Source organism: Algibacter sp. R77976 (genome assembly GCF_044594645.1).
GTDB lineage: Bacteria > Bacteroidota > Bacteroidia > Flavobacteriales > Flavobacteriaceae > Algibacter_B.
This window is the reverse complement of sequence record NZ_CP138989.1, coordinates 1,616,294-1,643,058: the sequence shown is the minus strand read 5'-3', so window position 1 is coordinate 1,643,058 and position 26,765 is coordinate 1,616,294. Positions and strand designations below refer to the sequence as shown.

Here is a 26,765-nt window from a genome sequence, read left to right as displayed (position 1 = left end):
AAAACAAAAAAAGCCAAGTTCAAAAATGAACTTGGCTTTAAATTAATATTTGAGTTTAAAACTTATTTTATCTTAAAAGCATTTTCACCAGGAAAATAAGCAACTTCTCCCAACTCTTCTTCAATACGAAGTAGTTGGTTATATTTTGCCATACGGTCACTACGTGAAGCAGAACCTGTTTTGATTTGACCTGTGTTTAATGCTACAGCTAAATCTGCAATAGTATTATCTTCAGTTTCTCCAGAACGGTGAGACATTACAGAAGTATATCCTGCATTATGTGCCATATTTACAGCTGCAATAGTTTCAGTTAAAGTTCCAATTTGGTTTACTTTAATTAAAATAGAATTCGCTATACCTTCTTTAATTCCTCTAGATAAACGCTCTACGTTAGTTACAAATAAATCATCACCAACCAATTGTACTTTATCGCCAATTAATTCGGTTAAATATTTAAAACCTTCCCAGTCGTTTTCATCCATACCATCTTCAATAGAAATAATAGGATATTTACCAGCTAGTTCAGCTAAATATTCAGCTTGCTCTTTACTTGTTCTAATAACACCTGAATCACCTTCAAATTTCTTATAATCGTATTTACCATCAACAAAAAATTCAGCTGCAGCACAATCTAAAGCGATTTTAACTTCATCTCCAAACTTGTAACCTGCGTTTTCTACTGCTTTTGCAATCGTATCAAGCGCATCTTCAGTTCCTCCTGGTAAGTTTGGCGCAAAACCACCTTCATCACCAACAGCTGTACTTAAATCTCTGTCGTGTAATACTTTTTTAAGGTTATGAAAAATTTCAGTACCCATTTGCATAGCATGTGTAAAGTTTTTAGCTTTAACAGGCATAATCATAAATTCTTGAAATGCAATTGGTGCATCACTATGAGAACCACCATTAATAATATTCATCATTGGTAATGGCAATGTATTAGCAGAAACTCCACCTACATAACGATATAATGGCATATTTAACTCGTTAGCTGCCGCTTTAGCAACCGCTAAAGACACACCTAAAATAGCGTTAGCTCCTAATTTTGATTTGTTTGGCGTACCATCCAAATCAATCATCATTTTATCAATTAGGTTTTGTTCGAAAACTGAAACACCTAATAACTCTTCAGCTATTATAGTATTTACATTTTCTACAGCTTTTAAAACACCTTTACCCATATAAGTATTTCCACCATCGCGTAATTCAACAGCTTCATGTTCTCCAGTTGATGCTCCTGATGGTACAGCAGCTCTACCTAATATATTGTTTTCAGTTACTACATCTACTTCAACGGTTGGATTACCTCTTGAATCTAGAATTTGTCTTGCATGGATATTAATAATTATACTCATAATTGGTTTATTTTAAATCTTTTAATTGCTTCAAATTTACGTTTAAATCTTCTTTATTTTTAGATGTTTTTGAAGAATTTAACAAAACTACATCTATAACGTTTTAGTAAAAATAAAATTCAACATATAAATCAAATATTGAAATTTATTACAACTTTTTATTACTTTAAATTCTCTATGAATTGATCGAACAAATAAGATGAATCATGAGGTCCTGGGCTAGCTTCAGGGTGATATTGAACTGAAAATATTTTTTTATTTTTCATTGCTAAACCCGCTACTGTATCATCGTTTAAATGCACATGTGTAATTTCTAAATCTGTATTAGATTCTGCATCTTCTCTATTAACAGCAAAACCGTGATTTTGAGAGGTAATTTCACCTTTTCCTGTAATTAAGTTTTTTACAGGGTGATTTATACCTCTATGCCCGTTATGCATTTTATAAGTTGAAATCCCATTAGCTCGAGCAATTACTTGATGCCCTAAACAAATACCGAATAATGGTAAATCTCTTTTTATTATTTCTTTAGCAACTTCTTGAGCTTCAACTAAAGGTTCTGGATCTCCAGGGCCATTTGATAAGAAGTATCCATCTGGTTTAAATGCTTCTAGATCTTCAAACTTAGAATTATAAGGAAACACTTTAACATAAGCATCTCTACTAGCTATGTTTCTTAATATATTCTTTTTAATTCCAATATCTAAAGCCGCGACTTTATAAGTAGCATTTTCGTCACCAAAATAATATGGCTCTTTGGTAGATACTTTTGAAGCCAATTCTAAACCTTCCATATTAGGAACCTCTGCTAATTGCTTCTTTAGGCCATCAATGTTATCAACGTCTGTCGATATCACGGCATTCATTGCTCCATGATCTCTAATATAGCTTACTAAAGCTCTAGTATCCACATCTGATATAGCTAATAAGTTATTCTTATCAAGAAAATCTTCTAAAGAACCATCGGCTGCATCTCTTGAATACTCGTAACTAAAGTTTTTAACTATTAAGCCTGCAATTTTAATTGAATCAGATTCTACTTCATCATCATTTACACCATAATTTCCAATATGAGCATTAGTTGCTACCATAAGTTGACCATAATAAGAAGGATCTGTAAAAATCTCTTGATACCCAGTCATACCTGTATTAAAACATACTTCTCCAAATGAAGTTCCTTGTTTGTTACCAACTGCTTTACCGTAAAAAATAGTACCATCTGCTAGAAGCACTATAGCTTTTTGTCTGTTTTGATATTTCATATTTCGTTTGAAAAGTTTTGCAAAATTGCTAAAAAAAAAGGATAAACTAAAATAGTTTATCCTTTATATATTAAATGATTATTAACATTTATATGATTGAATTATAGTAACTGAATATTTTCTTGATATCGGCATCCTTTTTAAAGGATAAATTATTATCATTTAAAAACCCTTTTATTTCATCCTTTTTATCTGACATCAACTTTAAAACAGTAGATTTTTTCAATTTAACTTCCTCTAAACTCCCATTTTTTTCAAGATAATAGCTTGATTTAATCTCAATTTTATCTGCATTCATTTTTTGCTGAGTCATTGGATTTATAGTTCCTGGACTAATAATAGCATTATAAGATTTAAATAATGATAGTTTATCCCCATCTTGAATAGTTTCTAAGAAATAATTAGAGCCTTTACCTTCAACTTGTTTTTTCACAAATTCTTTACTCCCTAATACTACTTTTTTAATTGATTTAGAATTAAATGCGAAAATGGAATCATTTGCGCCTTCATTACTCATATTAGCTTCAAAACGATTAAACCTAATATTAAAATTAACTTTAGGAATTTTATAACCTTCGTTTCCTAGTAAATAAAAAGAAGCAATGTTACCCCAATTATCGAATAAATAGTATGAGCCTTCAACTTTAGATTTACTCGAAGTTGATTTAATCCAAACTCCATTATTTGACCCAGCACTAACCTGAACGCCACCATACATATTAGATGCTGAAGTTCCTGAACCAATAATTTCACTATTTTGAGAAAAAGCACTAAATGTTGCAAACAATCCTACTAAAAACAATAATCTTTTCATATATATATTTATAAAGTTAGACACAAACTTATGAAAGAAAAAAAGGATAAACTAAAATAGTTTATCCTTTATGTTTTATTTAACAATAATTAGCAATTATATTAATTCATTATAATAACTAAAAACCTTCTTTATATCGACTTCATTCTTGAATGATATGTTATTTTCACCAACAAACTCTTTAATTTCTTCTTTTTTATCAGACATTAATTTAAGAACAGTCGATTTTTTAAATTTTATTTGTTTTAACTTTCCCTCCTTTTGAATAAAATATATTGAATTTATTACGATTCTATCTTTTCCCATTTTTTTTTGGGTCATGGGATTTAAGGTAGCTAACACCATTTCGGTTTCATAAATCTTGTAAATTGAAAAATTAACACCTACTTGAATGACCTCCAACAAAGAATTTCTATTATTTCCAATGTCCTTTTTTACAAAAAATCTATTTCCAATTCTAACCTTACTTAAATCGTTAGAATTAAAAACAAATGATTTATTGGTAGCTCGATCAAACATGGCTTCTACATTATTTTTAGCAACATTAAAATTACAATGCTCTAACTTAAAGCCCTTACCATTCAAATCATAAATTTCGGCATTATTAGACCAATCATCGAATAAATAATTACTTCCGTTTAAGTCATCTCGTTCAGATTTTTCTATGGTCCATTCACCTTTTACAAAATTCAATAAATTATTTGAACCATAACCACTACCTCCCATTCCATTTGAACCAGACGATAAATTTACAGCTCTACCGCTAGGTCCTTGAGCATTTAAAAAATACAATGAACATAGGATGAATGCAAATAAAAGAAGCTTTTTCATAAAAATTTTTGTGTGATTCAATTTACAAAAAAAAGGCAAACTTTAACAAGTTTGCCTTTTTTTATAATGTTAAAAACATGTTGTTTTTATTCTTCTTCGTTAGAAGCTTTAGTCGCAACTGGAGGAGTAGCTGGCTTAGAACCACCTCTTCTACTTCTTCTAGTTGTTTTCTTCTTTTCTTTACCTGCATTATAAATTTCGTTATAATCAACAAGTTCTATCATTGCCATATCAGCATTATCACCTAAACGATTTCCTAATTTGATAATTCTAGTATATCCACCTGGTCTATCACCAATTTTAGCAGAAACATCTCTAAACAATTCTGCAACAGCATCTTTTTGTCTAAGATTTGCCATAACTATACGTCTGTTATGGGTTGTATCTACTTTCGATTTAGTAATCATTGGCTCAACAAATTGCTTTAATGCTTTTGCTTTCGCTACTGTAGTATTAATACGTTTATGCTCAATTAATGAACATGCCATATTAGCTAACATTGCTTTTCTGTGAGCTGTTTGCCTTCCTAAATGGTTTACTTTTTTTCCGTGTCTCATGACCTTTGTTTTATCATCTTGCTACTAAACTCGAAAATCGAGGAGCAAAATATGATTAATTAATCTTTATCTAATTTATATTTACTTAAATCCATTCCGAAGTTTAAACCTTTAACATTCACAAGCTCTTCAAGCTCTGTTAAAGACTTCTTACCGAAGTTTCTGAATTTCATTAAATCATTCTTGTTAAATGATACTAAGTCTCCTAAAGTATCAACTTCTGCAGCTTTCAAACAGTTAAGTGCACGTACAGATAAATCCATATCGATTAACTTAGTTTTAAGCAACTGACGCATGTGAAGAGATTCTTCATCATAAGTTTCAGTTTGTGCAATTTCATCAGCTTCTAATGTAATACGCTCATCAGAGAATAACATGAAGTGGTGAATTAAAGTCTTAGCACCCTCAGTTAAAGCATCTTGTGGTGTAATTGAACCATCAGTAATGATTTCAAAAACTAATTTTTCATAATCAGTTTTTTGCTCAACACGATAGTTTTCAATACTATACTTAACGTTTTTTATAGGGGTGTATATTGAATCTGTAAAGATTGTTCCTATTGGTGCAGATGCTTTTTTATTTTCTTCTGCAGGAACATAACCTCTACCTTTTTCAATAGTAATTTCCATATTAAAATTCACTTTAGGATCTAAGTTACAGATTACTAATTCTGTATTTAAGACTTGGAATCCTGAGATGAATTTTTGAAAATCTCCAGCTGTAATTTTATCTTGACCAGAAATTGAAATTGAAATTGATTCATTATCAATATCTTCTATCTGTCTTTTAAAACGTGCTTGTTTTAAATTTAAGATGATTTCTGTAACATCTTCAACTACTCCAGCAATTGCAGAAAATTCGTGATCAACACCTTCTATTCTTACCGATGTGATAGCAAACCCTTCTAAAGAAGATAATAAAACTCTTCTTAATGCATTACCTACTGTTAAACCGTAACCAGGTTCTAAAGGTCTGAATTCGAATTTACCTTCGAAATCAGTAGAATCAATCATGATTACCTTGTCTGGTTTTTGAAAATTAAATACTGCCATTTTGTTCTTCGTTTTAATTGTTATTTAGTTGCGCGGTCTAAAAGCTTGAAGAAATGCTTATAAACCCTTTGGCCAAATACCAATGTTATTAATTTATTATTTAGAATATAATTCTACAATGAATTGTTCGTTTATGTTTTCTGGAATTTGAATTCTTGCAGGAACAGAAACATAAGTTCCTTGTTTCGTATCAGAGTTCCATGTAATCCATTCATAAACATTACTTGAATTTGAAAGTGATCTATCAATCGCTTCAAGTGATTTTGATTTTTCTCTAACAGCAACAACATCTCCTGCTTTTAAAGAATAAGATGGAATATTTACCAACTCTCCGTTTACAGTAATATGTCTGTGAGAAACTAATTGTCTAGCACCACTTCTTGTTGGAGCAATTCCCATTCTGAATACAACGTTATCTAATCTAGATTCACAAAGTTGTAAAAGCACTTCACCAGTAATACCTTGTGCAGCTCTTGCTTTTTTAAATAATCCTCTAAACTGACGCTCTAATATGCCATAAGTATATTTTGCTTTCTGCTTCTCCATTAATTGGATTGCATATTCAGATTTTTTTCCACGACGTCTAGCGTTTCCGTGTTGCCCAGGAGGGTAATTTCTTTTTTCGAATGATTTATCTTCTCCGAATATAGCTTCGCCAAATTTACGCGCTATTTTAGTTTTAGGACCAGTATATCTTGCCATTTTAATTTTGTTATGAGAGTGATTATGAATTAAGGTCTTAATCTTATCCTTCGATAATCGTTGATCTCTCGTTAATACTTGTTAATTATTTTTTTTCAGTCTGCAAATTTACACAAAAAATTAATACCATCTGAATCACAGATGATATTAATTTTAAGCTTTGCTTTATTTAATTCTCGTTAACTAAAACGTGATTAAACTCTTCTTCTTTTTGGAGGACGACATCCGTTATGAGGTAATGGAGTAACATCAATAATTTCCGTTACTTCAATTCCTGCATTATGAATTGAACGAATAGCAGATTCTCTACCATTTCCAGGTCCTTTAACATAAACCTTTACTTTTTTAAGCCCAGCTTCAGTTGCTACTCCAGCAGCATCTTCTGCAGCTAATTGAGCAGCATAAGGTGTGTTTTTCTTAGAACCTCTAAATCCCATTTTACCAGCAGAAGACCATGAAATTACGTCTCCTTTTTTGTTGGTAAGTGAAATAATGATGTTATTAAATGAAGCAGTAACATGAGCTTCACCAACTGCATCAACTATAACTTTACGTTTTTTTGTGCTTGTTTTTGCCATTTTATTTTTAGCTTTTAGTTTTAGTGATAGTCGCTAGAATCCTAAACTATTATAATTTCAAACAGATTCCTTCCAACGTCTAAATACCAAAGACTAATTATTATTTAGTTGCTTTCTTCTTGTTAGCAACTGTTTTTCTTCTACCTTTTCTAGTTCTAGAATTGTTCTTAGTACGTTGTCCTCTTAAAGGAAGACCAGATCTATGACGAATACCTCTGTAACATCCAATATCCATTAATCGCTTAATGTTTAATTGTGTTTCAGAACGTAATTCACCTTCGATTGTAAAAGTACCAACAGCGTCACGAATACCAGAAATTTGGTCATCGGTCCAGTCTTGAACTTTTGTACTTTCATCAACTTTAGCTACCGCTAAAATTTCTTTTGCTCTACTTCTACCTACTCCGTAGATATAAGTTAAAGAGATAACTCCTCTTTTGTTTTTTGGTATGTCTACACCTGCAATTCTTGCCATAATTACCCTTGTCTTTGTTTAAATCTAGGATTCTTTTTGTTAATTACGTAAAGTCTTCCTTTTCTACGCACAATCTTACAATCTGCGCTTCTTTTTTTAACTGATGCTCTTACTTTCATCGTATTAGTATCTATAAGTTATTCGAGCCTTTGTTAAATCATAAGGACTCATTTCTAATTTTACTTTATCTCCTGGTAATAATTTAATATAATGCATACGCATTTTACCTGAAATATGTGCGGTCACAATATGACCATTCTCTAACTCAACACGAAACATAGCATTAGATAATGCTTCTATAATCGTACCGTCTTGTTCTATTGCTGCTTGTTTTGCCATAGTATAAAATTAAGCTACTGCTTTTCTATTTTTACCTGTTTTCATCAAACCATCATAGTGTCTATTTAACAAATAAGAATTTATTTGTTGCATAGTGTCGATTGCAACTCCAACCATAATTAATAATGATGTTCCTCCAAAAAATAAAGCCCATCCTTGTTGCACTCCCATAAGCTTAACAATAAACGCTGGGAACACAGCAATAAGAGCTAAAAATATAGAACCTGGTAAGGTTATTTGAGACATTATTTTATCTAAATATTCAGATGTTTCAGAACCTGGACGAATACCCGGAATAAAACCACCACTACGTTTTAAATCGTCTGCCATTTTATTTGTTGGTACCGTAATTGCCGTATAAAAATATGTGAATACTATAATTAATAAAGCAAAAGTAAGGTTATACCAAAATCCGAACATATCCGAATAGTTTGTTTGCATCCATGCACCAGCTGCTGTCTCTTTCAAGAAAGAAGATCCACCAATTAAACTTGGCACAAACATAATAGCTTGAGCAAATATAATAGGCATAACACCAGAAGCATTAAGCTTTAATGGTATATATTGTCTTGAACCAGCCATAGCGCTTTTCTCATAACCACCAGAAGCAGTTCTTCTTGCATACTGTACTGCTATTTTTCTCACTCCCATTACTAAAAGAATAGAAGCTAAAATAATAACAAACCAAATAACAAATTCAATTAAAACCATCATTAAACCACCGTTTCCACCACCTTCTAATCTAGTAGCTGCGTTTTGTAAAAACGACTGTGGTAATGTAGCAATGATACCAACCATAATTAATAACGAAATACCATTACCAATACCTTTATCAGTAATCTTTTCTCCTAACCACATCGCAAAGATACAGCCTGTTACTAAAATTGTAACTGAAGAAAAATAAAATAAAGGCCCCGTTCCAAGTAAAAATGCACTTGTTGGAATTCCTAATGCTGGTAAACTAGCTAAATAACCAGGTGCTTGTAATAAACAAATTGCAATTGTTAACCAACGTGTAATTTGATTTATTTTTTTCTGACCACTTGCTCCTTCTTTCTGCAACTTTTGCAGGTAAGGAATAGCTATACCCATTAACTGTACAACAATAGAAGCAGAAATGTAAGGCATAATACCTAAAGCAAAAACCGAAGCATTAGCAAATGCACCACCTGTAAAAGCATTAAGCAAACCTAACAAACCTCCGTCTGTTTTTTCTGCTAAACCACCTAATTGAGATGCATCGATACCAGGTAATACAACTTGAGCACCAAAACGATAAACTAATAACAAACTCAAAGTAACTATGATTCTGTTTCTTAGTTCTTCAATTTTCCAAACATTCTTAATTGATTCTATAAATTTCATACTTGTAATAAGTCTTATATAGTTACAGCTTCTCCGCCAGCAGCTTCAATAGCAGCTTTTGCTGAAGCAGTAAACTTATGTGCAGATACTTTTAATTTTGCTTTTAATTCTCCACGTCCCATGATTTTAACTAAATCATTTTTATCAACTAAACGGTTAGCGAATAATGTTTCAAAATCTACTGTATCTTTTATTTTCTTATCATCAACCAATTGTTGCAACGTATCTAAATTGATACCTTGGTGCTCAATACGGTTAATATTAGTAAAACCAAACTTAGGAACACGTCTTTGAAGTGGCATTTGACCACCTTCAAATCCTAGTTTCTTAGAATAACCAGAACGAGATTTTGCTCCTTTGTGACCACGAGTTGCCGTACCACCTTTTCCAGAACCTTGTCCTCTACCTATTCTTTTCCCTTGGTTTTTTACTGAACCTTCTGCAGGTTTTAAATTACTTAAATCCATTTTCAGTTTATATTTTTAAGCTTCTTCAACAGAAACTAAATGTGAAACTTTAGCAACCATACCAAGAATATTTGGTGTAGCTTCATGCTCTTTTACTTGACCAATCTTTTTAAGACCAAGAGCTTCTAAAGTTCTTTTTTGTCTTAGCGTACGATTGATTGCGCTTTTAACTTTCTTTACTTTAATCTTTGCCATTTCTGTCTTTATTAAGCGTTAAAAACTTGTTCAAGTGAAATACCTCTATCTCTAGCAATTGCATTTGCATCTCTTAATTGTAATAAAGCATCAAAAGTTGCTTTTACTACATTATGAGGATTTGATGAACCTTGAGATTTTGATAATACATCATGTACACCAACGGCCTCAAGAACTGTTCTTACAGCACCACCAGCAATTACACCTGTACCAGGAGCTGCAGGAATAATATTTACTCTAGCCCCTCCGTATTTACCTTTTTGTTCGTGTGGTAACGTACCTTTTATAATAGGTATTCTAACTAGGTTTTTCTTAGCATCTTCAACAGCTTTTGCAATTGCACTAGCTACATCTTTAGATTTACCTAAACCTTGCCCTACAACACCAGCTTCATCACCAACTACAACAATTGCTGAGAAACCAAATGCTCTACCACCTTTAGTTACTTTTGTAACTCTTTGTACACCAACTAAGCGATCTTTAAGATCCAACCCACCTGGTTTTACTAATTCTGCACTTTTATATTTTTTAAACATAATTTCTTAGAATTTAAGTCCTGCTTCTCTAGCACCTTCTGCTAATGATTTTACTCTACCGTGATATAAATATCCACCTCTATCAAAAGCTATAGTTTCTATACCAGCTTTTAAAGCTTTTTCAGCAAGTGCTTTACCTACTAATTTAGCTACTTCTGATTTAGTTGCTTTCGCTGAACTAATATCTTTATCTCTTGAAGATGCTGCGCTGATGGTTTTACCATTTACATCATCAACTATTTGAGCATAAATTTCTTTATTACTTCTATAAACAGCCAATCTAGGTCTTGCTTCTGTACCAGAAACAACCTTACGGATTCTGTTTTTTATTCTTAGTCTTCTTTCGTTCTTTGTCAATGCCATAACTTAATTATTAAGCTGATTTACCTGCTTTTCTTCTTATTTCTTCACCAACAAACTTAACTCCTTTTCCTTTATAAGGCTCAGGCTTTCTAAATCCGCGGATCTTCGCAGCGACTTGACCAACAAGTTGTTTATCGAATGATGTTAGTTTTATAATTGGGTTTTTTCCTTTTTCTGATATTGTTTCAACTTTTACTTCTGGAGCAATGTTTAAAATAATATTATGAGAAAAACCTAAAGCTAAATCTAATTTTTGTCCTTGGTTTGATGCTCTATAACCTACACCAACCAATTCTAATTCTTTTGTCCATCCTTTAGACACACCTTCAACCATATTATTCATCAAAGATCTATATAAACCATGCTTGGCTTTTTGCTCTTTAGAATCTGATGAACGTGTTACTAAAACATTTCCTTCTTCTACTTTAATTTCAACTGCGTCGAAATTTTGTGTTAACTCTCCTAATTTTCCTTTTACAGTAACTACGTTTTCTTTAACGTCTACTGTTACACCTTCTGGAATGGCTACTGGATTATTTCCTATTCTTGACATTTCTTTCTGGCTTTAAATTAGTATACGTAACATAAAACTTCTCCTCCAACGTTATCTCTTTTGGCTTGTTTACCTGTCATAACTCCGTGAGAAGTTGAAACAATAGCAATACCTAAACCGTTTAAGATACGTGGTAAATCATTAGCTCCTGCATACTGACGTAAACCTGGAGTACTGATTCTTTGAAGTTTTTTAATTACTGGTTCTTTTGTTTCCTTGTTGTACTTAAGTGCTATTTTAATAGTACCTTGTACAGACGAGTCGTCAAATTTGTAACTTAAAATATATCCTTGTTCGAATAATATTTTAGTAATGTCTTTTTTAAGATTAGAAGCTGGAATCTCTACCACTCTGTGGTTAGCACGTACAGCGTTTCTAATTCTTGTCAAAAAATCCGCAATTGGATCTGAGTACATAATGAATTGATTTTGTGGTCTTGGTTTTCGAACTATTTCGAACCTTAAACCCGATTATTTAAATAATATTACCAACTAGCTTTTCTTACACCAGGGATAAGACCTTGATTGGCCATCTCTCTGAATGTTACACGAGAAATTCCAAAAGTTCTCATGTATCCTTTTGGTCTTCCTGTTAATTTACATCTATTATGCTGACGAATAGGAGATGCATTTTTAGGTAACTTTTGTAATGCTTCATAATCTCCAGCTTCTTTTAAAGCTTTACGTTTTTCAGCATATTTAGCTACTGTTTTAGCTCTTTTCACCTCGCGGGCTTTCATTGATTCTTTAGCCATATCTTAGTTTTTTTGAAAAGGTAATCCTAATTCAGTTAATAATGATTTTGCTTCTTTATCAGTATCTGCAGTAGTTACAAATGTAATATCCATACCAGAGATTTTATTAACTTTATCAATGTTAATTTCTGGGAATATAATTTGCTCAGTAACTCCTAAATTGTAGTTACCTCTACCATCAAATCCTGTTGCTTTTATTCCGTTAAAATCTCTAACACGTGGAAGTGCAGAAGTTACTAAACGGTCTAAAAATTCATACATTTTTTCACCACGTAAAGTTACTTTAACACCAATTGGCATTCCTTTACGTAATTTAAATGTTGCAACATCCTTTTTAGATAATGTAGCAATTGCTTTTTGTCCAGATATAGTAGTTACCTCTTCTAACGCGTAGTCGATTAACTTTTTGTCTGCAACTGCAGCTCCAACACCTTTAGATATTACTATCTTAGTAAGTTTAGGAACTTGCATTACATTCTTATACCCAAATTCGTCTGTAAGAGCAGCAATTATTTTGCTTGTATACTCTTCTTTAAGTCTTGGTGAATATGCCATAACTATATTACTTCATTAGATTTTGTTGAAAATCTTACTTTTTTATCGCCTTCTACTTTAAATCCAACTCTTGTTGTTTCTCCTTTTGAAGTTAACAATGATAAGTTAGAAATATGAATAGCTGCTTCTTTCTCTACGATTCCGCCTTGAGGATTCTGTGCACTTGGTTTAGTATGTTTCTTAACCATGTTTACTCCCTCAACAATCGCTTTGTTCTTTTCTATTAACACCTTTTGTACTTTACCTTCAGATCCTTTATGGTCTCCAGCAATTACTTTTACAGTATCTCCAGTTTTTATTTTAAGCTTTGTCATCTTACTTTTTGTGTATTAAAGCACTTCTGGTGCTAATGATACAATCTTCATGAATTGTTTATCACGAAGCTCTCTAGCAACAGGACCAAATACACGTGTTCCTCTCATTTCACCCGTTGGGTTTAATAAAACACAAGCATTATCATCAAATCTTATATAAGATCCGTCTGGTCTTCTTACTTCTTTCTTGGTACGCACAACAACTGCTGTAGAAACTGCTTTTTTCTTAATGTTTCCATTAGGAGTTGCATCTTTAACAGAAACAACTATTTTGTCTCCTACAGAAGCATATCTTCTTTTAGTTCCTCCTAAAACACGGATAACTAAAACCTCTTTTGCTCCAGTATTGTCTGCTACTTTTATTCTTGATTCTTGTTGTAACATAATTATTTAGCTCTTTCTAAAATTTCAACTAATCTCCAACATTTAGATTTACTTAAAGGTCTTGTTTCCATGATCTTTACTGTATCTCCAATATTACAATCGTTTGTTTCGTCGTGTGCCACGTATTTTTTCGTTTTTAACACGAACTTACCATACATAGGGTGTTTTACTTTTTTAACCTCTGCAACAACTATTGATTTTTGCATTTTGTTACTAGTAACAACTCCTATACGTTCTTTTCTTAAATTTCTTGTTTCCATCTTTCAGCAGAATTATTGTAATTCTCTTTTAGTTAATTCGGTCGCAATTCTTGCTACAGTTCTTCTTATAGAACGTAATTGAATTGGATTTTCTAAAGGAGATATTGCATGAGCCAATTTTAGGTCTGAATAACTCTTTTTTGTTTCACCAAGTTTCTCTTGTAACTCAGCTACAGATAATTCTTTAATTTCTGATTGTTTCATCATCTTAAATTATTATGCTTCGTAATCGCGAGCGATTAAAAACTTAGTTTTTACTGGTAGCTTTTGTGCTGCTAAACGTAATGCTTCTCTAGCAACGTCTAATGGCACACCACCAATTTCAAATAAAACACGTCCTGGTCTACATACGGCTACCCATAATTCAACAGCACCTTTACCTTTACCCATACGTACTTCAAGAGGCTTTTTTGTGATAGGCTTGTCTGGAAATATTTTAATCCAAAGTTGTCCTTCTCTCTTCATGTAACGAGTAGCTGCAATACGAGCTGCTTCAATTTGACGTGCAGTAATAAACGTAGCGTCCATTGCTTTTATTCCAAAAGTACCGCTTGAAAGTTGATGTCCTCTACCAGAGAGACCTTTCATACGTCCTTTTTGTTGTTTACGAAATTTTGTTCTTTTAGGCTGTAACATTTTTCTTTACTTTATAAAAAATTACTTTCTACGACGAGGTCCTTTGTTGCCACCTCTTCCGGCACCACCTTTTCCTTGCTTCTTAGATAATCCAACAAGCGGAGAAAGCTCTCTTTTACCATATACTTCACCTTTCATGATCCATACTTTAACACCCAATCTACCATAAGTAGTGTGTGCCTCAACTAAAGCATAGTCAATATCGGCTCTAAAAGTTGATAAAGGAATACGTCCTTCTTTGTAGTGTTCTGAACGTGCCATTTCAGCACCATTTAAACGACCACTAATTTGGATTTTGATTCCTTCAGCATTCATACGCATTGTAGCAGCGATAGCCATCTTAATTGCACGTCTGTATGAAATTCTATTTTCAATTTGACGAGCGATGCTTGATCCTACTAAAAATGCATCAAGTTCAGGTCTTTTAATTTCAAAGATGTTAATCTGAACTTCTTTTCCAGTAATCTTCTTAAGTTCTTCTTTTAACTTGTCTACCTCTTGACCACCTTTTCCGATAATAATACCAGGTCTAGCAGTAGTGATAGTAACGGTTACAAGTTTAAGAGTTCTTTCGATTATTACTCTACTAACACTAGCTTTAGATAAACGCGCGTGAACGTATTTTCTAATCTTATCGTCTTCGGCAAGTTTATCACCATAATCGTTTCCTCCGTACCAGTTAGATTCCCATCCTCTGATAATTCCTAAGCGATTTCCGATTGGATTTGTCTTTTGTCCCATACTCTTATTAAGCTTGTGTGTTATTATTAGCTCCTACCACAATTGTTACGTGGTTAGAACGTTTTCTAATTCTGTGTGCACGACCTTGAGGTGCTGGACGCAGTCTTTTTAACATAGACCCGCTATCAACAGTAATCTCTTTTACGAACAATTCTACAGTTTCAACATCAGCATCTTCATTCTTAGATTGCCAGTTAGCGATAGCTGATAATAACAACTTCTCTAAACGACCAGATGCTTCTTTTTGATTGAACTTCAAAATGTTTAGTGCATTTTCTACCTTTTCGCCTCTTACTAAATCGGCTACTAAGCGCATTTTTCTTGGTGATGTAGGACAGTTATTAAGTTTAGCAAAAGCAACATGCTTTTTAGCTTCCTTAATAGCGTCTGCCATTTGTTTTTTACGACTTCCCATAGCTTACTACTTTTTACCTTTATTTTTAGCACCTGCATGTCCACGGAATGAACGTGTTGGTGAAAATTCTCCTAACTTATGACCTACCATGTTTTCAGTAACATATACTGGAACAAATTGACGGCCATTGTGTACTGCTATTGTTTGTCCAACAAAATCTGGAGTAATCATACTGGCGCGAGACCAAGTTTTAATTACTGTTTTTTTGTTGTTCTCAACATTTACAGCTACTTTCTTTTCTAATTTATAATGAACGTAAGGTCCTTTTTTTAATGATCTTGCCATGTCTTATTTCTTTCTACGTTCTACAATATATTTATTACTAGCTTTAGTCTTAGAACGGGTTCTGTAACCTTTAGCTGGAATTCCGTTTCTAGAACGAGGATGTCCACCTGCAGATTTACCTTCACCACCACCCATTGGGTGATCAACTGGATTCATAACTACTGGTCTAGTACGTGGTCTTCTTCCTAACCATCTAGTTCTACCTGCTTTACCACCAACTAATAACTGGTGATCTGAGTTAGATACAACCCCTATGGTAGCCATACAGTTAACAAGAATCAATCTTGTTTCACCTGAAGGCAACTTAACCGTAGCAAATTTACCATCTCTTGCCATTAATTGAGCAAAAGCACCAGCACTACGAGCCATAATAGCTCCTTGTCCTGGACGTAATTCTATACATGATATAATTGTTCCTAATGGAATTTCACTTAATGGCATTGCATTTCCAATTTCTGGAGCAATACCTTCTTTACCAGATACTACATTCTGCCCAACCTGAAGTCCATTTTGAGCAATAATATATCTCTTCTCACCATCTTGATAATTCAATAATGCGATAAAAGCTGTTCTGTTTGGATCGTATTGAATAGAAGCAACTTCACCTGGTATACCAGATTTGTCTCTTTTAAAATCGATAATACGATACTTTCTTTTATGACCACCACCTATGTAGCGCATAGTCATTTTTCCTTCACTGTTTCTACCACCAGACCTTTTATTCGGAACGAGCAAGCTCTTTTCCGGCTTATCAGTAGTAATAGCATCATAGCCGTTTACTACTCTAAATCGCTGTCCTGGTGTGATTGGTTTTAATTTTCTTACTGACATCTGTCTTTAATTACATGTTACTGTATAAATCAATCATTTCACCTTCCGCCAGTTGTACAATTGCCTTTTTAACAGCATTTGTTTTACCATGTTGAATACCAGTTTTTGTAAACTTGGTACTACGATCTGGACGGACATTTATAGTACGAACTTTTTCAACAGAAACTCCATAAGCAGCTTCCACCGCTTTTTTGATTTCTACCTTGTTCGCCTTTGTGTTCACTGCGAAAGTATAGCAATTTCTTAACTCGCTATCTGCAGTCGCTTTTTCTGTGATTATAGGTTTAATTAAGATACTCATCTGTTTCTTATTTACTTAAGTTTGTTTCAATTCCTGCTAAAGCTCCTTCTAACAACACTACTTGACCCGCATTAAGGATCTTGTAAGTACTTAATTCTGAAGAAGTTATAACTTCTGTGCTTTTTAAATTGCGCGATGACAAATATACGTTATTATTTGACCCACCCAACACAAAGAGCGTTTTTTTGTTTTCAAGCTCTAAAGCCTTTAAAACTGCTGTAAAATTCTTAGTCTTTACAGTATCAAAATTAAAGTCTTCTAAAACTGTAATTGACTTTTCTCCTGCTTTAATACTTAAGGCAGATTTACGTGCTAAACGCTTTAAGTTCTTATTAAGTTTGAAGCTGTAATTTCTTGGTCTTGGACCGAACATACGACCACCACCTTTAAATACACCAGACTTAATACTACCTGCTCTTGCTGTACCAGTTCCTTTTTGCTTTTTAATCTTACGTGTACTTCCAGCAATCTCAGCTCTTTCTTTCGATTTGTGAGTTCCTTGACGTTGGTTTGCTAAATATTGTTTAACATCCAAATATACTGCATGATTATTAGGCTCAATAGCAAACACATCTTTAGAAAGGTCTGCCTTTCTACCTGTGTCTTTTCCGTTTATATCTAAAACTGCTACTTTCATTATTTTCTAATAATTACATAAGCGTTTTTGTGACCAGGAACACATCCTTTAACCACAAGTAGGTTCTTTTCAGTAACTACTTTTAAAACTCTTAAATTTTGAACTTTAACTGTGTCTCCACCCATTCTTCCTGCCATTTTCATTCCTTTGAAAACTCTTGCAGGGTAAGATGCAGCTCCAATAGATCCTGGCGCTCTTAAACGGTTATGCTGACCGTGAGTAGCTTGACCTACACCACCGAAACCATGACGTTTTACAACACCTTGAAATCCTTTACCTTTAGATGTTCCTGCTACATCAACAAATTCACCTTCGGTGAAATGTTCAACAGTGATCGCATCTCCTAATTTGTACTCCTCCTCAAAACCTTTGAATTCAACAACTTTGCGTTTTACAGAAGTACCCGCTTTTTTAGCATGACCTAAGTCTGCTTTAGTAGCGCTTTTTTCTGTCGCGTCATCGAAACCTAATTGAACAGCAGAATAGCCGTCAACCTCTTCAGTTCTGACTTGGGTAACTACGCATGGCCCAGCTTCGATTACAGTACAAGGAATATTCTTCCCGTTCTCATCAAAGATGCTGGTCATACCGATTTTTTTTCCAATTAACCCAGACATAATTATTTATTTAATTTATTACTATTTGTTATTAAAATTCAAGGCTGAAAATACGTTTCAGCCTTGAATTGTATTTTTACCGTTTTTCCCTTGCTCGCAGCTCAGGACATGTAAGTTTATAACTAAACTTTAATCTCTACTTCAACACCACTTGGTAACTCAAGTTTCATTAACGCATCAATTGTTTTTGATGACGACGAGTAGATATCCAATAATCTCTTATAAGATGATAATTGAAATTGCTCTCTTGACTTCTTGTTTACGTGTGGAGAACGTAATACAGTAAAAATTTTCTTGTGAGTAGGTAATGGAATTGGTCCAGTTACAACTGCTCCAGTACTTTTTACTGTTTTTACAATCTTATCAGCAGACTTATCCACTAAGTTGTGATCGTAAGATTTTAATTTTATTCTGATTTTTTGACTCATTTTCTTAAGATTTACGATTCAACGCCTTTAGCGGCTGCTATAACTTCCTCTGAAATATTTTTAGGAGTTTCAGCATAGTGTGAAAATTCCATTGTTGATGTTGCACGACCAGAAGATAATGTTCTTAATGTAGTTACATATCCAAACATTTCTGATAATGGTACAGTTGCTTTTACAGTTTTTGCACCAGCTCTATCACCCATGTCACTCACTTGACCACGTCTTCTATTTAAATCACCTACAATATCACCCATATTTTCTTCTGGAGTGATAACTTCTAGTTTCATTATAGGTTCCATGATTACCGCTTTAGCCGCTTTCGCTACGTTTTTAAAACCTAATTTAGCTGCTAATTCGAAAGATAATTGATCTGAATCGACATCATGATAAGAACCATCTTTTAAGGTAATTTTCATAGCATCAACTTCGAAACCTGCTAATGGTCCATTTACCATCGCTTGCTTAAATCCTTTTTCAATTGAAGGGATAAATTCTTTAGGAACGTTACCACCTTTAATTACAGATTCAAATTGAAGTCCTTCTTGTCCTTCATCTGCAGGCTCTATAGTAAATACGATATCTGCGAATTTACCACGACCACCTGATTGTTTTTTATAAACTTCTCGATGATCTGCAGAAGCAGTAATAGCTTCTTTATATTCAACTTGTGGTTGACCTTGATTAACCTCTACTTTGAATTCACGTTTTAAACGATCTACAATTACATCTAAGTGAAGCTCACCCATTCCAGAAATAATAGTCTGTCCTGAAGCTTCATCTGAACGCACAGTAAATGTAGGATCTTCTTCAGCTAATTTAGCTAAGCCCATACCTAATTTATCAACATCTGCCTTAGTTTTAGGTTCAACCGCGATACCAATTACTGGATCAGGGAAGTCCATAGATTCTAAAACAATAGGATGTTTTTCATCTGAAAGTGTATCTCCTGTTTTGATAGATTTAAATCCAACAGCAGCTCCAATATCTCCAGCTTCAATAAAATCGATTGCATTTTGTTTGTTAGCATGCATTTGGTAGATACGTGAAATACGTTCTTTTTTTCCAGAACGATTATTTAACACATAAGAACCAGCATCTAAACGACCAGAATACGCTCTAAAGAATGCTAAACGACCAACAAAAGGATCTGTAGCAATTTTAAACGCTAAAGCAGCGAAAGGCTCCTTTACATCCGGCTTACGTAACTCTTCTTTTTCTGTGTCAGGATTAACTCCTACAATACCTTCCTTATCAGTTGGAGAAGGCAAATAACGACATACAGCATCTAATAAAAACTGAACCCCTTTATTTTTAAAAGCAGAACCACAAATCATAGGAATGATAGCCATATCCATTACAGCAGCTCTAAGTGCAGCATGCACTTCGTCTTCTGTAATAGAATCTTCATCCTCCATGAACTTCTCTAAAAGATTTTCGTCATATCCTGCAACTTCTTCAATAAGTAGCGCACGGTATTTACGAGCTTCTTCTTTTAAATCGTCTGGAATTTCAATAACATCAAAGGTTGCCCCTTGAGTTTCATCATGCCATACAATAGCTCTATTTTTTACTAAATCTATAATACCTTTAAAATCATCTTCGTCACCAATATTTAAAACGATTGGCACCGCGTTAGATTTCAACATATCTTTAACTTGTTGACAAACACCTAAAAAGTCAGATCCTTGACGGTCCATTTTATTAACAAACCCAATTCTTGGAACTTTATAGTTATCTGCTAGTCTCCAGTTAGTTTCAGACTGTGGCTCAACACCATCAACCGCACTAAATAAGAATACTAAACCATCAAGTACACGTAAAGAACGATTCACCTCTACGGTAAAATCAACGTGACCCGGTGTGTCAATTATATTAAAATGATATCCTTTAGTTTCTGGTGTTGGCTCCCCATTTTCAATTGGGAATTTCCAAGTACAAGTAGTTGCAGCAGAAGTAATTGTAATACCTCTTTCCTGCTCTTGCTCCATCCAATCCATTGTTGCAGCACCATCATGTACTTCACCAATTTTATGAGAAACACCTGTATAATAAAGAATACGTTCTGTAGTAGTAGTTTTTCCTGCATCAATATGTGCAGCAATACCTATATTTCTTGTAAATTTTAAATCTCTTGCCATGTCTTAGAATCTAAAGTGAGAGAATGCTTTGTTTGCCTCTGCCATTTTGTGAGTATCTACTCTTTTCTTAACCGCCGCTCCTTCTTCTTTAGCTGCTGCTAAAACCTCTGATGCTAAACGTAATGCCATTGATTTTTCATTACGCTTTCTTGCGTAACTAATTAACCATTTCATAGCTGTTGACACTTTTCTGTCTGGACGAATTTGCATTGGAATTTGGAATGTTGCACCACCAACACGGCGACTACGTACTTCTACGTGAGGCATAACGTTAGATAAAGCATCTTTCCAGATCTCTAATCCTGTTTTTTCTTCGTCAGTTTTTTTCGAATCTACAATATCAATTGCATCGTAGAATACTTTAAAAGCTACCGATTTCTTTCCATCCCACATCATCATATTAACGAAACGAGTTACTAACTGGTCGTTAAATTTTGGATCTGGTAAAAGCGGTCTCTTTTTTGCTGCTCTTTTTCTCATGTCTTCTTCTTAAAGTTTTAATTACTTCTTAGGGCGTTTTGCACCATACTTAGATCTACGTTGTGTTCTTCCAGATACACCTGCTGTATCTAAAGCACCACGAACGATGTGATATCTAACTCCTGGTAAATCTTTTACCCTTCCACCTCTAACCAATACTATCGAGTGCTCTTGTAGATTGTGTCCTTCACCACCGATGTATGCATTAACCTCGTTACCGTTTGTTAAACGAACCCTTGCTACCTTACGCATTGCTGAGTTAGGTTTTTTAGGAGTTGTTGTGTAAACACGAGTACACACACCACGTCTTTGCGGACAAGAATCTAAAGCAGCCGATTTACTCTTCTTGGTTATTTTGGCTCTTCCTTTTCTTACTAATTGCGAAATTGTTGGCATATATATTATATATAAATTTATTATCCTCTTTTTAAGAGGGGTGCAAATGTAGAAATTAAATTTTAGAATTCAAATCCTAAATCATTAATTTTTAAGAGTTTTCAAAAATAATAACATAAGCTATATTATAAGCTTAGATTTTCCGTTAGATTTACATAAAAAAAAGTAGTTGAAACGTGCATAAAAAATATTACCTATTCCTTTTTATAATAACTTTCTTTTCACTCAATGGGATTAGCCAAAATTTAAGATTAAAAATTGATGGTTATTCTAAAAATGAAACCAGTATTATAGATTCATTGAGCTATTCAAAAAAACACAATGATTTTTTATCTATTAAGTCTGAAATCGAGACCTTACAAAAAAGGTTACATAACTTGGGTTATATTGAAAATGAAGCGGAAGAAATAAAAAAAGAAAACGACTCTACTTACAACACTAAAATTCGTTTAAAAAACAAATTTGTGTCCTTATATATTTACTACAATAAAAATGATGTTGATTTAAGGACTTTAAAATTAGTTTCAAAAAAAATATTTGATGATTATTTTATCATTAACCTTACTGAGACAGAACAAGCACTCAATATAATTAACGGAGAGATTTCGAAAAACGGATTTCCTTTTTCAAAATTAAAGCTATCAAATATTAAAATTAAAGACTCATTAAACTTAGAAGCCTCAATAATCATTAATTCTCCGATAGAAAAAAGAATCATTAATAACATAGTTATTAAAGGATATGATAAATTTCCTCAATCTTATTTAAAACACTTCTTAAAAATAAAACCTGAGCAAATTTTTGATTTAAATACTATTAGAAGTAAAACGGAACAATTAAACAGTTTAAATTTTGCAAATGAAATTAAATCTCCCGAAGTTTTATTTTTAAAGGACTCAACAACCTTATATTTATATCTCGAAAAAACTAAAAGCAATAATTTTGATGGTTTTCTAGGATTTGGTAGCAATGAGGAAACTAACAAATTAGAGTTTGATGGCTACTTAAATTTAAATTTAACAAATAATTTAAACTTTGGAGAATCATTTAGACTACTATATAAGAGTGATGAAAACGATCAAAAAACTTTTGAGGCAGATGTTTCATTACCTTATTTATTTAACACGCCAATAGGCGCAGATATACTTTTAAGGATATTTAAACGAGATTCATCTTTTACAACTGTAAATCAATCGGCCAGATTGCATTATCAAATAAATTCTAAAAACAAGATATACGGCGGCATTGTTTCAACTGAATCAAACAATCTTCTTACTGATAACATAAACTCTACTATTTCAGATTACAAAACCAAAAACTACACAATAGCCTACCAGTTTTTAAAACCTCAATTTAACAGTTTACTTTTCCCAATTGAATCCAAACTTTATATAGAAGCTGGAATTGGCGAAAGAAAAACTACAACAAAGAAGACAAAACAAACGCAATATGCCATAGATGCGTTAAAAATTTTCTCATTAAACCCTAAAAACAGTATTTATATTAGAGTTAATGGCTCTAATTTAATATCGGACACCTACTTTGAAAACGAATTATTAAGATTTGGCGGTATAAATTCTATAAGAGGCTTTGAAGAAAATAGCCTATTTGCATCACTTTATGGCCTTATAAACTCTGAATACAGGTTTAAATTAAACAACTCAATTTACATACATAGTATTATTGATGCAGGGTATTTTCAAAATAAACTAAGAAATACCAATGAAAAGTTATTTGGATATGGGTTTGGGTTTGGAATTCTTACAAAATCTGGGCTCTTAAGGTTTAACTACGCAAATGGTAAAAATGAGAATACTCAATTTAAACTATCTAATTCTAAAATACATCTCAGTTTGACTGCGAATTTTTAGCTTCTTATTATCATTTTCTTAAAAATTCTCGCTTTTTATCAAATTTTAACCATTATTTATTGTTTTATTAACTTTATTTTAGGATTTTTGGCATTGACTAATTCAAATAATTATAAAATGAAAACAAAGTTTAGTGGAATTCTAACGCTATTACTAGCGTTTGTTGTGCAGCTAACGTTTGCACAAGAAAAGACAATTTCAGGTACAATATCAGATGGTTCTGGTTTACCTCTACCTGGAGCAACTGTCTTAGTTAAAGGTACTTCATCGGGTACATCTTCAGATTTCGATGGTAACTATTCAATAAAAGCAGATCAAGGGAGTACTCTTGTATTTAGTTTTGTTGGGTATTCTACCAAAGAAGTAAAAGTAGGAGCTACCAATTCAATTAATGTTACTTTGCAAGAAGATGCAGAAGCATTAGAAGAAGTCGTAGTAACGGCTTTAGGTATCAAAAGAGACGAAAAAGCCCTAGGTTACTCGACACAAAGTGTGTCTTCAGGTGATATTACAACAGTAAGAGATGCAAATATTGTAAACTCTTTAAGTGGTAAGATTGCTGGGGTAAGTGTTACTAGTGCTTCTGGAGCTGTTGGTGCAGAGAGTAGAATAGTAATTAGAGGTATTTCTTCTATTAGTGGAAATGCTCAACCTTTAGTAGTAGTAGATGGTGTTGTAATGGATAACACTTCTTACGGTGATTCTACTAACTCTGGAGGTAATAGTACACCAAACGGTTTAGCTGATTTAAATCAAGATGATATTGAATCTCTTAACGTTTTAAAAGGTGGTGCTGCAACTTCTCTATATGGAATGCGTGGATCTAACGGTGTTATTGTTGTAACTACTAAATCTGGTAAAAACGATAATAGATTAGGAATTGAATTTTCTTCTAGTGTTAGTATAGAAAACGCCTATGTATTACCAGATTATCAAAATTCTTATGGTCAAGGACCAAGTTCAACTTATTTTGAATTTACAGACGGTGTTACCGGAGACGGTGGTGTTGATGAAAGTTGGGGACCAGCATTAGACTCTGGATTAGAGTTTATACAATGGAACTCTGAAAACGGAGAAGCTTTACCATGGGTATCGCAACCAGATAATATTAAAGACTTTTTTGAAACGGGACTTACAACTAATAACAACCTGTCTTTTTCTAAAGGTAATGAAGATTACAATGGAAGAATTTCAATTGGTTTAACTGATCAAAAAGGTATTCTTTATAATACTGATTTGAAAAAGTATAACTTTAGTGGAAAAATTAACTTAAACTTATCAGACAAATGGACTGTTGGTTTAAGTGCAAACTACATTAAAACAGAAAGTGACAACTTACCTTCTGTAGGTTATGGAGATGCTAATAACCAATTAGGTCAAATAGTATGGTCTGGTCGTAATGTTGACTGGAATGCTTTAAGAGACTACAAAAACTTACCTACAGGATTTGCTGCAGGTGCTGATGTAGCTACACCAATAAACTGGAACTTAGCTTACAACAATAACCCGTACTGGTCTTTAGATACTAATACCAATACATTTGATAGAAATAGATTATTAGGAAATTTCTCAATTAATTATCAAATAAGCGACAAACTTTCTTTTAGCGCGCAAACAGGTATTGACTACTTTAGTTCTTTAGATACAAAAAGACGTGCATTTGGTACTTATGAAGATGTAAGAGGTTTTTACGACGAATATCAACGTACTCGTTACGAAATAAACTCTCAAGCTATATTGAGTTTTAACACGAACATAGGTGACGATGTAAAATTCAATGCAAACGTTGGTGGAAATAACATGGTAAATAATTACCACAGGTTACAAATGACTGCTCCTGAATTACAAATTCCAGGTTTATACAACATCTCTAATACTAGAGACGGTGTAACTACAGAACTTTTCCAAGAACAACAAGACAGAAAAATCAATAGTGTATTTGGTTTTATGGGCATCTCTTATAAAGACTTTTTATTCTTAGATGTTACAGGAAGAAATGACTGGGCTTCTGTTTTACCTTTACAAAACAATAGTTTCTTTTACCCAAGTGTAACTGGTAGTGCTATTCTTAGTGATATGTTTGACATGTCTAACGATGTTGTTTCTTACTTAAAAGTAAGAGGTGGATGGTCTAAAACAGGTAGTGCAGGACCATTAGCGCCTTATAGTATTGAACCAAGTTTCTCATTCTCTGGTGAGCCTTGGGGAACAACTCCAGTAGCATTTTTCCCAAGTACTTTATGGAATCCTGATATCAAAAATGAGGATACTGTAGAAAAAGAAATTGGATTTGAAGCGCGTTTATTAAAAAGTAGAATTCGTTTAGATTTCACTTATTACGATAAAGAGACTACAGATGTTATCATGGCAAAAGATATTGATCCTGCTTCTGGTAATACTGCATATTGGGACAATGTTGCAGATATATCTAATAAAGGTATTGAATTAACTCTTGGTGCTGACATTATTAAAAATGATGATGGCTTTAATTTAGGTGTTAATGTAAACTTTGCTAAAAACGTAGGTGAAGCTCAAAACATTGATGATGATCCAACTACCGACAACGGACGTGTAGTATTAGGCGGGTTATGGAATGTAGATGTAATTGCTCAAGAAGGTGAAGCTGTTGGTGCTTTATACGGTCCTGCTTTTGAAAGAACTGATGATGGTGATATCATTTACGAAAATGGTATAGCTCAAATAGATCCTACTAACAAAGTTTTAGGAAATATTAATGCAGACTGGACAGGTGGTTTAGGAATAAACATGTCATACAAAAACCTTAGATTAACTACATTAATTGATGTTAAAAAAGGTGGCGATATTTATTCTCAAACAAACTCTTGGGGTAAGTTAGCTGGTGTTCTTGAAGAAACAATGCAAGGAAGAGAAACTGGTATTATTGGAGTTGGAGTTATGTCTGACGGTAATGGTGGTTATGTTGAAAATAATGTAGTTGTGCCAGCACAAACACACTTTAGCTCTACATATTCTCAAAACATCGCTGAGTCTTCAGTATATGATGCATCATTTGTTAAATGGAGAGAGCTTTCATTAACTTATACACTTCCAGCTAAATTATTTACTAACATAGCTGTAGATCAAATTTCTCTTGGGCTAACTGCTAGAAATTTAGCTATTCTTTACAAAAAAGTACCGCACATTGATCCTGAATCTGCGTTTAGTAGTTCAACAGGTCAACAAGGTCTTGAATACGCTCAAATTCCGCCAACAAGAAGTATTGGTTTTAGCTTAAATGTTAAATTCTAAAAAAAAAG

General features: G+C 33.3%; 38 protein-coding genes. 2 read left to right on the top strand and 36 right to left on the bottom strand.

Annotated elements, in window-relative coordinates:
• Positions 1–62 precede the first annotated feature (62 nt).
• The 36 genes from eno to rpsL form a co-directional block, all read right to left on the bottom strand.
• The gene (gene eno, locus SJY43_RS07160; RefSeq protein WP_396603149.1) at positions 63–1,355 is read right to left on the bottom strand and encodes a phosphopyruvate hydratase; all 1,293 of its coding nucleotides are present in this window, start codon (positions 1,353–1,355) and stop codon (positions 63–65) included.
• 161 nt (positions 1,356–1,516) lie between these two features.
• On the bottom strand, positions 1,517–2,617 hold the full coding sequence (gene carA / locus SJY43_RS07155; protein WP_396603148.1) for a glutamine-hydrolyzing carbamoyl-phosphate synthase small subunit: 1,101 nt from the start codon (positions 2,615–2,617) through the stop codon (positions 1,517–1,519).
• 88 nt (positions 2,618–2,705) lie between these two features.
• Positions 2,706–3,431, bottom strand: a complete 726-nt coding sequence (locus tag SJY43_RS07150; protein WP_396603147.1) for a hypothetical protein — start codon at positions 3,429–3,431, stop codon at positions 2,706–2,708.
• 96 nt (positions 3,432–3,527) lie between these two features.
• Positions 3,528–4,262, bottom strand: coding sequence for a hypothetical protein (locus SJY43_RS07145; protein ID WP_396603146.1), 735 nt, complete (start codon positions 4,260–4,262; stop codon positions 3,528–3,530).
• 86 nt (positions 4,263–4,348) lie between these two features.
• Positions 4,349–4,819 carry a 50S ribosomal protein L17 gene (gene rplQ / locus SJY43_RS07140; RefSeq protein WP_396603145.1) on the bottom strand — a complete coding sequence of 157 codons (471 nt, stop codon included), beginning with the start codon at positions 4,817–4,819 and terminating at the stop codon, positions 4,349–4,351.
• 59 nt (positions 4,820–4,878) lie between these two features.
• A complete protein-coding gene (locus tag SJY43_RS07135; RefSeq protein ID WP_042505212.1) occupies positions 4,879–5,871 on the bottom strand; it encodes a DNA-directed RNA polymerase subunit alpha in 993 nt (330 codons plus the stop codon).
• A gap of 96 nt (positions 5,872–5,967) precedes the next feature.
• On the bottom strand, positions 5,968–6,573 hold the full coding sequence (gene rpsD, locus SJY43_RS07130; protein WP_396603144.1) for a 30S ribosomal protein S4: 606 nt from the start codon (positions 6,571–6,573) through the stop codon (positions 5,968–5,970).
• A 194-nt stretch (positions 6,574–6,767) separates the two neighbouring features.
• Positions 6,768–7,151, bottom strand: a complete 384-nt coding sequence (rpsK, locus tag SJY43_RS07125; RefSeq protein WP_042499157.1) for a 30S ribosomal protein S11 — start codon at positions 7,149–7,151, stop codon at positions 6,768–6,770.
• 100 nt (positions 7,152–7,251) lie between these two features.
• Entirely contained in the window at positions 7,252–7,626 is a 375-nt protein-coding gene (rpsM, locus tag SJY43_RS07120) for a 30S ribosomal protein S13 (protein WP_298495314.1), read from the bottom strand.
• A gap of 2 nt (positions 7,627–7,628) precedes the next feature.
• Positions 7,629–7,745 carry a type B 50S ribosomal protein L36 gene (gene ykgO, locus SJY43_RS07115; protein WP_013305171.1) on the bottom strand — a complete coding sequence of 39 codons (117 nt, stop codon included), beginning with the start codon at positions 7,743–7,745 and terminating at the stop codon, positions 7,629–7,631.
• A 4-nt stretch (positions 7,746–7,749) separates the two neighbouring features.
• Positions 7,750–7,965: a translation initiation factor IF-1 gene (gene infA / locus SJY43_RS07110; protein WP_007094967.1), complete on the bottom strand. Its 216-nt coding sequence runs from the start codon at positions 7,963–7,965 to the stop codon at positions 7,750–7,752.
• A 9-nt stretch (positions 7,966–7,974) separates the two neighbouring features.
• Positions 7,975–9,330 (bottom strand): preprotein translocase subunit SecY, encoded by a 1,356-nt coding sequence (gene secY, locus SJY43_RS07105; RefSeq protein WP_396603143.1) that lies wholly within the window; start codon positions 9,328–9,330, stop codon positions 7,975–7,977.
• A 14-nt stretch (positions 9,331–9,344) separates the two neighbouring features.
• Positions 9,345–9,797 carry a 50S ribosomal protein L15 gene (gene rplO / locus SJY43_RS07100; protein ID WP_396603142.1) on the bottom strand — a complete coding sequence of 151 codons (453 nt, stop codon included), beginning with the start codon at positions 9,795–9,797 and terminating at the stop codon, positions 9,345–9,347.
• A 15-nt stretch (positions 9,798–9,812) separates the two neighbouring features.
• The gene (gene rpmD / locus SJY43_RS07095; RefSeq protein WP_069831945.1) at positions 9,813–9,992 is read right to left on the bottom strand and encodes a 50S ribosomal protein L30; all 180 of its coding nucleotides are present in this window, start codon (positions 9,990–9,992) and stop codon (positions 9,813–9,815) included.
• Positions 9,993–10,003: 11 nt separating this feature from the next.
• Complete coding sequence (rpsE, locus tag SJY43_RS07090) at positions 10,004–10,528, bottom strand: 30S ribosomal protein S5 (RefSeq protein WP_109351401.1); 525 nt, start codon at positions 10,526–10,528, stop codon at positions 10,004–10,006.
• Between the two features lie 6 nt (positions 10,529–10,534).
• Positions 10,535–10,891: a 50S ribosomal protein L18 gene (rplR, locus tag SJY43_RS07085; RefSeq protein ID WP_396603141.1), complete on the bottom strand. Its 357-nt coding sequence runs from the start codon at positions 10,889–10,891 to the stop codon at positions 10,535–10,537.
• Between the two features lie 10 nt (positions 10,892–10,901).
• Positions 10,902–11,444 (bottom strand): 50S ribosomal protein L6, encoded by a 543-nt coding sequence (rplF, locus tag SJY43_RS07080; protein WP_396603140.1) that lies wholly within the window; start codon positions 11,442–11,444, stop codon positions 10,902–10,904.
• Positions 11,445–11,461: 17 nt separating this feature from the next.
• Complete coding sequence (gene rpsH / locus SJY43_RS07075) at positions 11,462–11,860, bottom strand: 30S ribosomal protein S8 (protein ID WP_396603139.1); 399 nt, start codon at positions 11,858–11,860, stop codon at positions 11,462–11,464.
• A gap of 68 nt (positions 11,861–11,928) precedes the next feature.
• The gene (rpsN, locus tag SJY43_RS07070; RefSeq protein WP_040278732.1) at positions 11,929–12,198 is read right to left on the bottom strand and encodes a 30S ribosomal protein S14; all 270 of its coding nucleotides are present in this window, start codon (positions 12,196–12,198) and stop codon (positions 11,929–11,931) included.
• Between the two features lie 3 nt (positions 12,199–12,201).
• On the bottom strand, positions 12,202–12,753 hold the full coding sequence (gene rplE, locus SJY43_RS07065; RefSeq protein WP_396603138.1) for a 50S ribosomal protein L5: 552 nt from the start codon (positions 12,751–12,753) through the stop codon (positions 12,202–12,204).
• A gap of 2 nt (positions 12,754–12,755) precedes the next feature.
• Positions 12,756–13,067 carry a 50S ribosomal protein L24 gene (rplX, locus tag SJY43_RS07060; protein ID WP_396603137.1) on the bottom strand — a complete coding sequence of 104 codons (312 nt, stop codon included), beginning with the start codon at positions 13,065–13,067 and terminating at the stop codon, positions 12,756–12,758.
• Between the two features lie 15 nt (positions 13,068–13,082).
• Positions 13,083–13,451, bottom strand: a complete 369-nt coding sequence (rplN, locus tag SJY43_RS07055; RefSeq protein WP_069831953.1) for a 50S ribosomal protein L14 — start codon at positions 13,449–13,451, stop codon at positions 13,083–13,085.
• A gap of 2 nt (positions 13,452–13,453) precedes the next feature.
• Positions 13,454–13,711 carry a 30S ribosomal protein S17 gene (gene rpsQ / locus SJY43_RS07050; protein ID WP_019386276.1) on the bottom strand — a complete coding sequence of 86 codons (258 nt, stop codon included), beginning with the start codon at positions 13,709–13,711 and terminating at the stop codon, positions 13,454–13,456.
• Positions 13,712–13,723: 12 nt separating this feature from the next.
• Complete coding sequence (gene rpmC, locus SJY43_RS07045) at positions 13,724–13,915, bottom strand: 50S ribosomal protein L29 (protein WP_034043309.1); 192 nt, start codon at positions 13,913–13,915, stop codon at positions 13,724–13,726.
• Positions 13,916–13,927: 12 nt separating this feature from the next.
• Complete coding sequence (gene rplP / locus SJY43_RS07040) at positions 13,928–14,347, bottom strand: 50S ribosomal protein L16 (RefSeq protein ID WP_396603136.1); 420 nt, start codon at positions 14,345–14,347, stop codon at positions 13,928–13,930.
• 21 nt (positions 14,348–14,368) lie between these two features.
• Positions 14,369–15,088, bottom strand: coding sequence for a 30S ribosomal protein S3 (rpsC, locus tag SJY43_RS07035; protein WP_092847748.1), 720 nt, complete (start codon positions 15,086–15,088; stop codon positions 14,369–14,371).
• 7 nt (positions 15,089–15,095) lie between these two features.
• Entirely contained in the window at positions 15,096–15,503 is a 408-nt protein-coding gene (gene rplV, locus SJY43_RS07030) for a 50S ribosomal protein L22 (protein WP_396603135.1), read from the bottom strand.
• Positions 15,504–15,509: 6 nt separating this feature from the next.
• The gene (rpsS, locus tag SJY43_RS07025; RefSeq protein WP_034043300.1) at positions 15,510–15,788 is read right to left on the bottom strand and encodes a 30S ribosomal protein S19; all 279 of its coding nucleotides are present in this window, start codon (positions 15,786–15,788) and stop codon (positions 15,510–15,512) included.
• Between the two features lie 3 nt (positions 15,789–15,791).
• The gene (gene rplB / locus SJY43_RS07020; RefSeq protein WP_396603134.1) at positions 15,792–16,619 is read right to left on the bottom strand and encodes a 50S ribosomal protein L2; all 828 of its coding nucleotides are present in this window, start codon (positions 16,617–16,619) and stop codon (positions 15,792–15,794) included.
• Between the two features lie 10 nt (positions 16,620–16,629).
• On the bottom strand, positions 16,630–16,920 hold the full coding sequence (rplW, locus tag SJY43_RS07015; protein ID WP_019386269.1) for a 50S ribosomal protein L23: 291 nt from the start codon (positions 16,918–16,920) through the stop codon (positions 16,630–16,632).
• A 7-nt stretch (positions 16,921–16,927) separates the two neighbouring features.
• The gene (gene rplD / locus SJY43_RS07010) at positions 16,928–17,557 is read right to left on the bottom strand and encodes a 50S ribosomal protein L4 (RefSeq protein WP_396603133.1); all 630 of its coding nucleotides are present in this window, start codon (positions 17,555–17,557) and stop codon (positions 16,928–16,930) included.
• Positions 17,557–18,174, bottom strand: coding sequence for a 50S ribosomal protein L3 (gene rplC, locus SJY43_RS07005; RefSeq protein ID WP_396603132.1), 618 nt, complete (start codon positions 18,172–18,174; stop codon positions 17,557–17,559). The genes rplD and rplC overlap by 1 nt, the downstream gene beginning before the upstream one ends.
• 122 nt (positions 18,175–18,296) lie before the next feature.
• Positions 18,297–18,602 carry a 30S ribosomal protein S10 gene (rpsJ, locus tag SJY43_RS07000; protein WP_007650482.1) on the bottom strand — a complete coding sequence of 102 codons (306 nt, stop codon included), beginning with the start codon at positions 18,600–18,602 and terminating at the stop codon, positions 18,297–18,299.
• An 11-nt stretch (positions 18,603–18,613) separates the two neighbouring features.
• Complete coding sequence (gene fusA / locus SJY43_RS06995; protein WP_396603131.1) at positions 18,614–20,740, bottom strand: elongation factor G; 2,127 nt, start codon at positions 20,738–20,740, stop codon at positions 18,614–18,616.
• 3 nt (positions 20,741–20,743) lie between these two features.
• Positions 20,744–21,220 carry a 30S ribosomal protein S7 gene (gene rpsG, locus SJY43_RS06990; RefSeq protein ID WP_092847766.1) on the bottom strand — a complete coding sequence of 159 codons (477 nt, stop codon included), beginning with the start codon at positions 21,218–21,220 and terminating at the stop codon, positions 20,744–20,746.
• A 21-nt stretch (positions 21,221–21,241) separates the two neighbouring features.
• Positions 21,242–21,616 (bottom strand): 30S ribosomal protein S12, encoded by a 375-nt coding sequence (rpsL, locus tag SJY43_RS06985; protein WP_019386263.1) that lies wholly within the window; start codon positions 21,614–21,616, stop codon positions 21,242–21,244.
• A gap of 377 nt (positions 21,617–21,993) precedes the next feature.
• Between rpsL and SJY43_RS06980 the strand changes: the two genes are divergently transcribed.
• The gene (locus tag SJY43_RS06980) at positions 21,994–23,487 is read left to right on the top strand and encodes a POTRA domain-containing protein (protein ID WP_396603130.1); all 1,494 of its coding nucleotides are present in this window, start codon (positions 21,994–21,996) and stop codon (positions 23,485–23,487) included.
• 117 nt (positions 23,488–23,604) lie between these two features.
• Entirely contained in the window at positions 23,605–26,757 is a 3,153-nt protein-coding gene (locus tag SJY43_RS06975; RefSeq protein ID WP_396603129.1) for a SusC/RagA family TonB-linked outer membrane protein, read from the top strand.
• Positions 26,758–26,765 lie beyond the last annotated feature (8 nt).

Excerpts from the sequence above, each read along its gene's own strand:
- eno (WP_396603149.1), bottom strand. The coding sequence starts at position 1,355 with ATGAGTATAATTATTAATATCCATGCAAGACAAATTCTAGATTCAAGA.
- carA (WP_396603148.1), bottom strand. The coding sequence starts at position 2,617 with ATGAAATATCAAAACAGACAAAAAGCTATAGTGCTTCTAGCAGATGGT.
- SJY43_RS07150 (WP_396603147.1), bottom strand. The coding sequence starts at position 3,431 with ATGAAAAGATTATTGTTTTTAGTAGGATTGTTTGCAACATTTAGTGCT.
- SJY43_RS07145 (WP_396603146.1), bottom strand. The coding sequence starts at position 4,262 with ATGAAAAAGCTTCTTTTATTTGCATTCATCCTATGTTCATTGTATTTT.
- rplQ (WP_396603145.1), bottom strand. The coding sequence starts at position 4,819 with ATGAGACACGGAAAAAAAGTAAACCATTTAGGAAGGCAAACAGCTCAC.
- SJY43_RS07135 (WP_042505212.1), bottom strand. The coding sequence starts at position 5,871 with ATGGCAGTATTTAATTTTCAAAAACCAGACAAGGTAATCATGATTGAT.
- rpsD (WP_396603144.1), bottom strand. The coding sequence starts at position 6,573 with ATGGCAAGATATACTGGTCCTAAAACTAAAATAGCGCGTAAATTTGGC.
- rpsK (WP_042499157.1), bottom strand. The coding sequence starts at position 7,151 with ATGGCAAAAACAAGCACAAAAAAACGTAAAGTTATAGTTGATGCAGTT.
- rpsM (WP_298495314.1), bottom strand. The coding sequence starts at position 7,626 with ATGGCAAGAATTGCAGGTGTAGACATACCAAAAAACAAAAGAGGAGTT.
- ykgO (WP_013305171.1), bottom strand. The coding sequence starts at position 7,745 with ATGAAAGTAAGAGCATCAGTTAAAAAAAGAAGCGCAGATTGTAAGATT.
- infA (WP_007094967.1), bottom strand. The coding sequence starts at position 7,965 with ATGGCAAAACAAGCAGCAATAGAACAAGACGGTACGATTATAGAAGCA.
- secY (WP_396603143.1), bottom strand. The coding sequence starts at position 9,330 with ATGAAATTTATAGAATCAATTAAGAATGTTTGGAAAATTGAAGAACTA.
- rplO (WP_396603142.1), bottom strand. The coding sequence starts at position 9,797 with ATGGATTTAAGTAATTTAAAACCTGCAGAAGGTTCAGTAAAAAACCAA.
- rpmD (WP_069831945.1), bottom strand. The coding sequence starts at position 9,992 with ATGGCAAAGATTAAAGTAAAGAAAGTTAAAAGCGCAATCAATCGTACG.
- rpsE (WP_109351401.1), bottom strand. The coding sequence starts at position 10,528 with ATGTTTAAAAAATATAAAAGTGCAGAATTAGTAAAACCAGGTGGGTTG.
- rplR (WP_396603141.1), bottom strand. The coding sequence starts at position 10,891 with ATGGCATTGACAAAGAACGAAAGAAGACTAAGAATAAAAAACAGAATC.
- rplF (WP_396603140.1), bottom strand. The coding sequence starts at position 11,444 with ATGTCAAGAATAGGAAATAATCCAGTAGCCATTCCAGAAGGTGTAACA.
- rpsH (WP_396603139.1), bottom strand. The coding sequence starts at position 11,860 with ATGTACTCAGATCCAATTGCGGATTTTTTGACAAGAATTAGAAACGCT.
- rpsN (WP_040278732.1), bottom strand. The coding sequence starts at position 12,198 with ATGGCTAAAGAATCAATGAAAGCCCGCGAGGTGAAAAGAGCTAAAACA.
- rplE (WP_396603138.1), bottom strand. The coding sequence starts at position 12,753 with ATGGCATATTCACCAAGACTTAAAGAAGAGTATACAAGCAAAATAATT.
- rplX (WP_396603137.1), bottom strand. The coding sequence starts at position 13,067 with ATGACAAAGCTTAAAATAAAAACTGGAGATACTGTAAAAGTAATTGCT.
- rplN (WP_069831953.1), bottom strand. The coding sequence starts at position 13,451 with ATGTTACAACAAGAATCAAGAATAAAAGTAGCAGACAATACTGGAGCA.
- rpsQ (WP_019386276.1), bottom strand. The coding sequence starts at position 13,711 with ATGGAAACAAGAAATTTAAGAAAAGAACGTATAGGAGTTGTTACTAGT.
- rpmC (WP_034043309.1), bottom strand. The coding sequence starts at position 13,915 with ATGAAACAATCAGAAATTAAAGAATTATCTGTAGCTGAGTTACAAGAG.
- rplP (WP_396603136.1), bottom strand. The coding sequence starts at position 14,347 with ATGTTACAGCCTAAAAGAACAAAATTTCGTAAACAACAAAAAGGACGT.
- rpsC (WP_092847748.1), bottom strand. The coding sequence starts at position 15,088 with ATGGGACAAAAGACAAATCCAATCGGAAATCGCTTAGGAATTATCAGA.
- rplV (WP_396603135.1), bottom strand. The coding sequence starts at position 15,503 with ATGGGAAGTCGTAAAAAACAAATGGCAGACGCTATTAAGGAAGCTAAA.
- rpsS (WP_034043300.1), bottom strand. The coding sequence starts at position 15,788 with ATGGCAAGATCATTAAAAAAAGGACCTTACGTTCATTATAAATTAGAA.
- rplB (WP_396603134.1), bottom strand. The coding sequence starts at position 16,619 with ATGTCAGTAAGAAAATTAAAACCAATCACACCAGGACAGCGATTTAGA.
- rplW (WP_019386269.1), bottom strand. The coding sequence starts at position 16,920 with ATGAGTATCTTAATTAAACCTATAATCACAGAAAAAGCGACTGCAGAT.
- rplD (WP_396603133.1), bottom strand. The coding sequence starts at position 17,557 with ATGAAAGTAGCAGTTTTAGATATAAACGGAAAAGACACAGGTAGAAAG.
- rplC (WP_396603132.1), bottom strand. The coding sequence starts at position 18,174 with ATGTCTGGGTTAATTGGAAAAAAAATCGGTATGACCAGCATCTTTGAT.
- rpsJ (WP_007650482.1), bottom strand. The coding sequence starts at position 18,602 with ATGAGTCAAAAAATCAGAATAAAATTAAAATCTTACGATCACAACTTA.
- fusA (WP_396603131.1), bottom strand. The coding sequence starts at position 20,740 with ATGGCAAGAGATTTAAAATTTACAAGAAATATAGGTATTGCTGCACAT.
- rpsG (WP_092847766.1), bottom strand. The coding sequence starts at position 21,220 with ATGAGAAAAAGAGCAGCAAAAAAGAGACCGCTTTTACCAGATCCAAAA.
- rpsL (WP_019386263.1), bottom strand. The coding sequence starts at position 21,616 with ATGCCAACAATTTCGCAATTAGTAAGAAAAGGAAGAGCCAAAATAACC.
- SJY43_RS06975 (WP_396603129.1), top strand. The coding sequence starts at position 23,605 with ATGAAAACAAAGTTTAGTGGAATTCTAACGCTATTACTAGCGTTTGTT.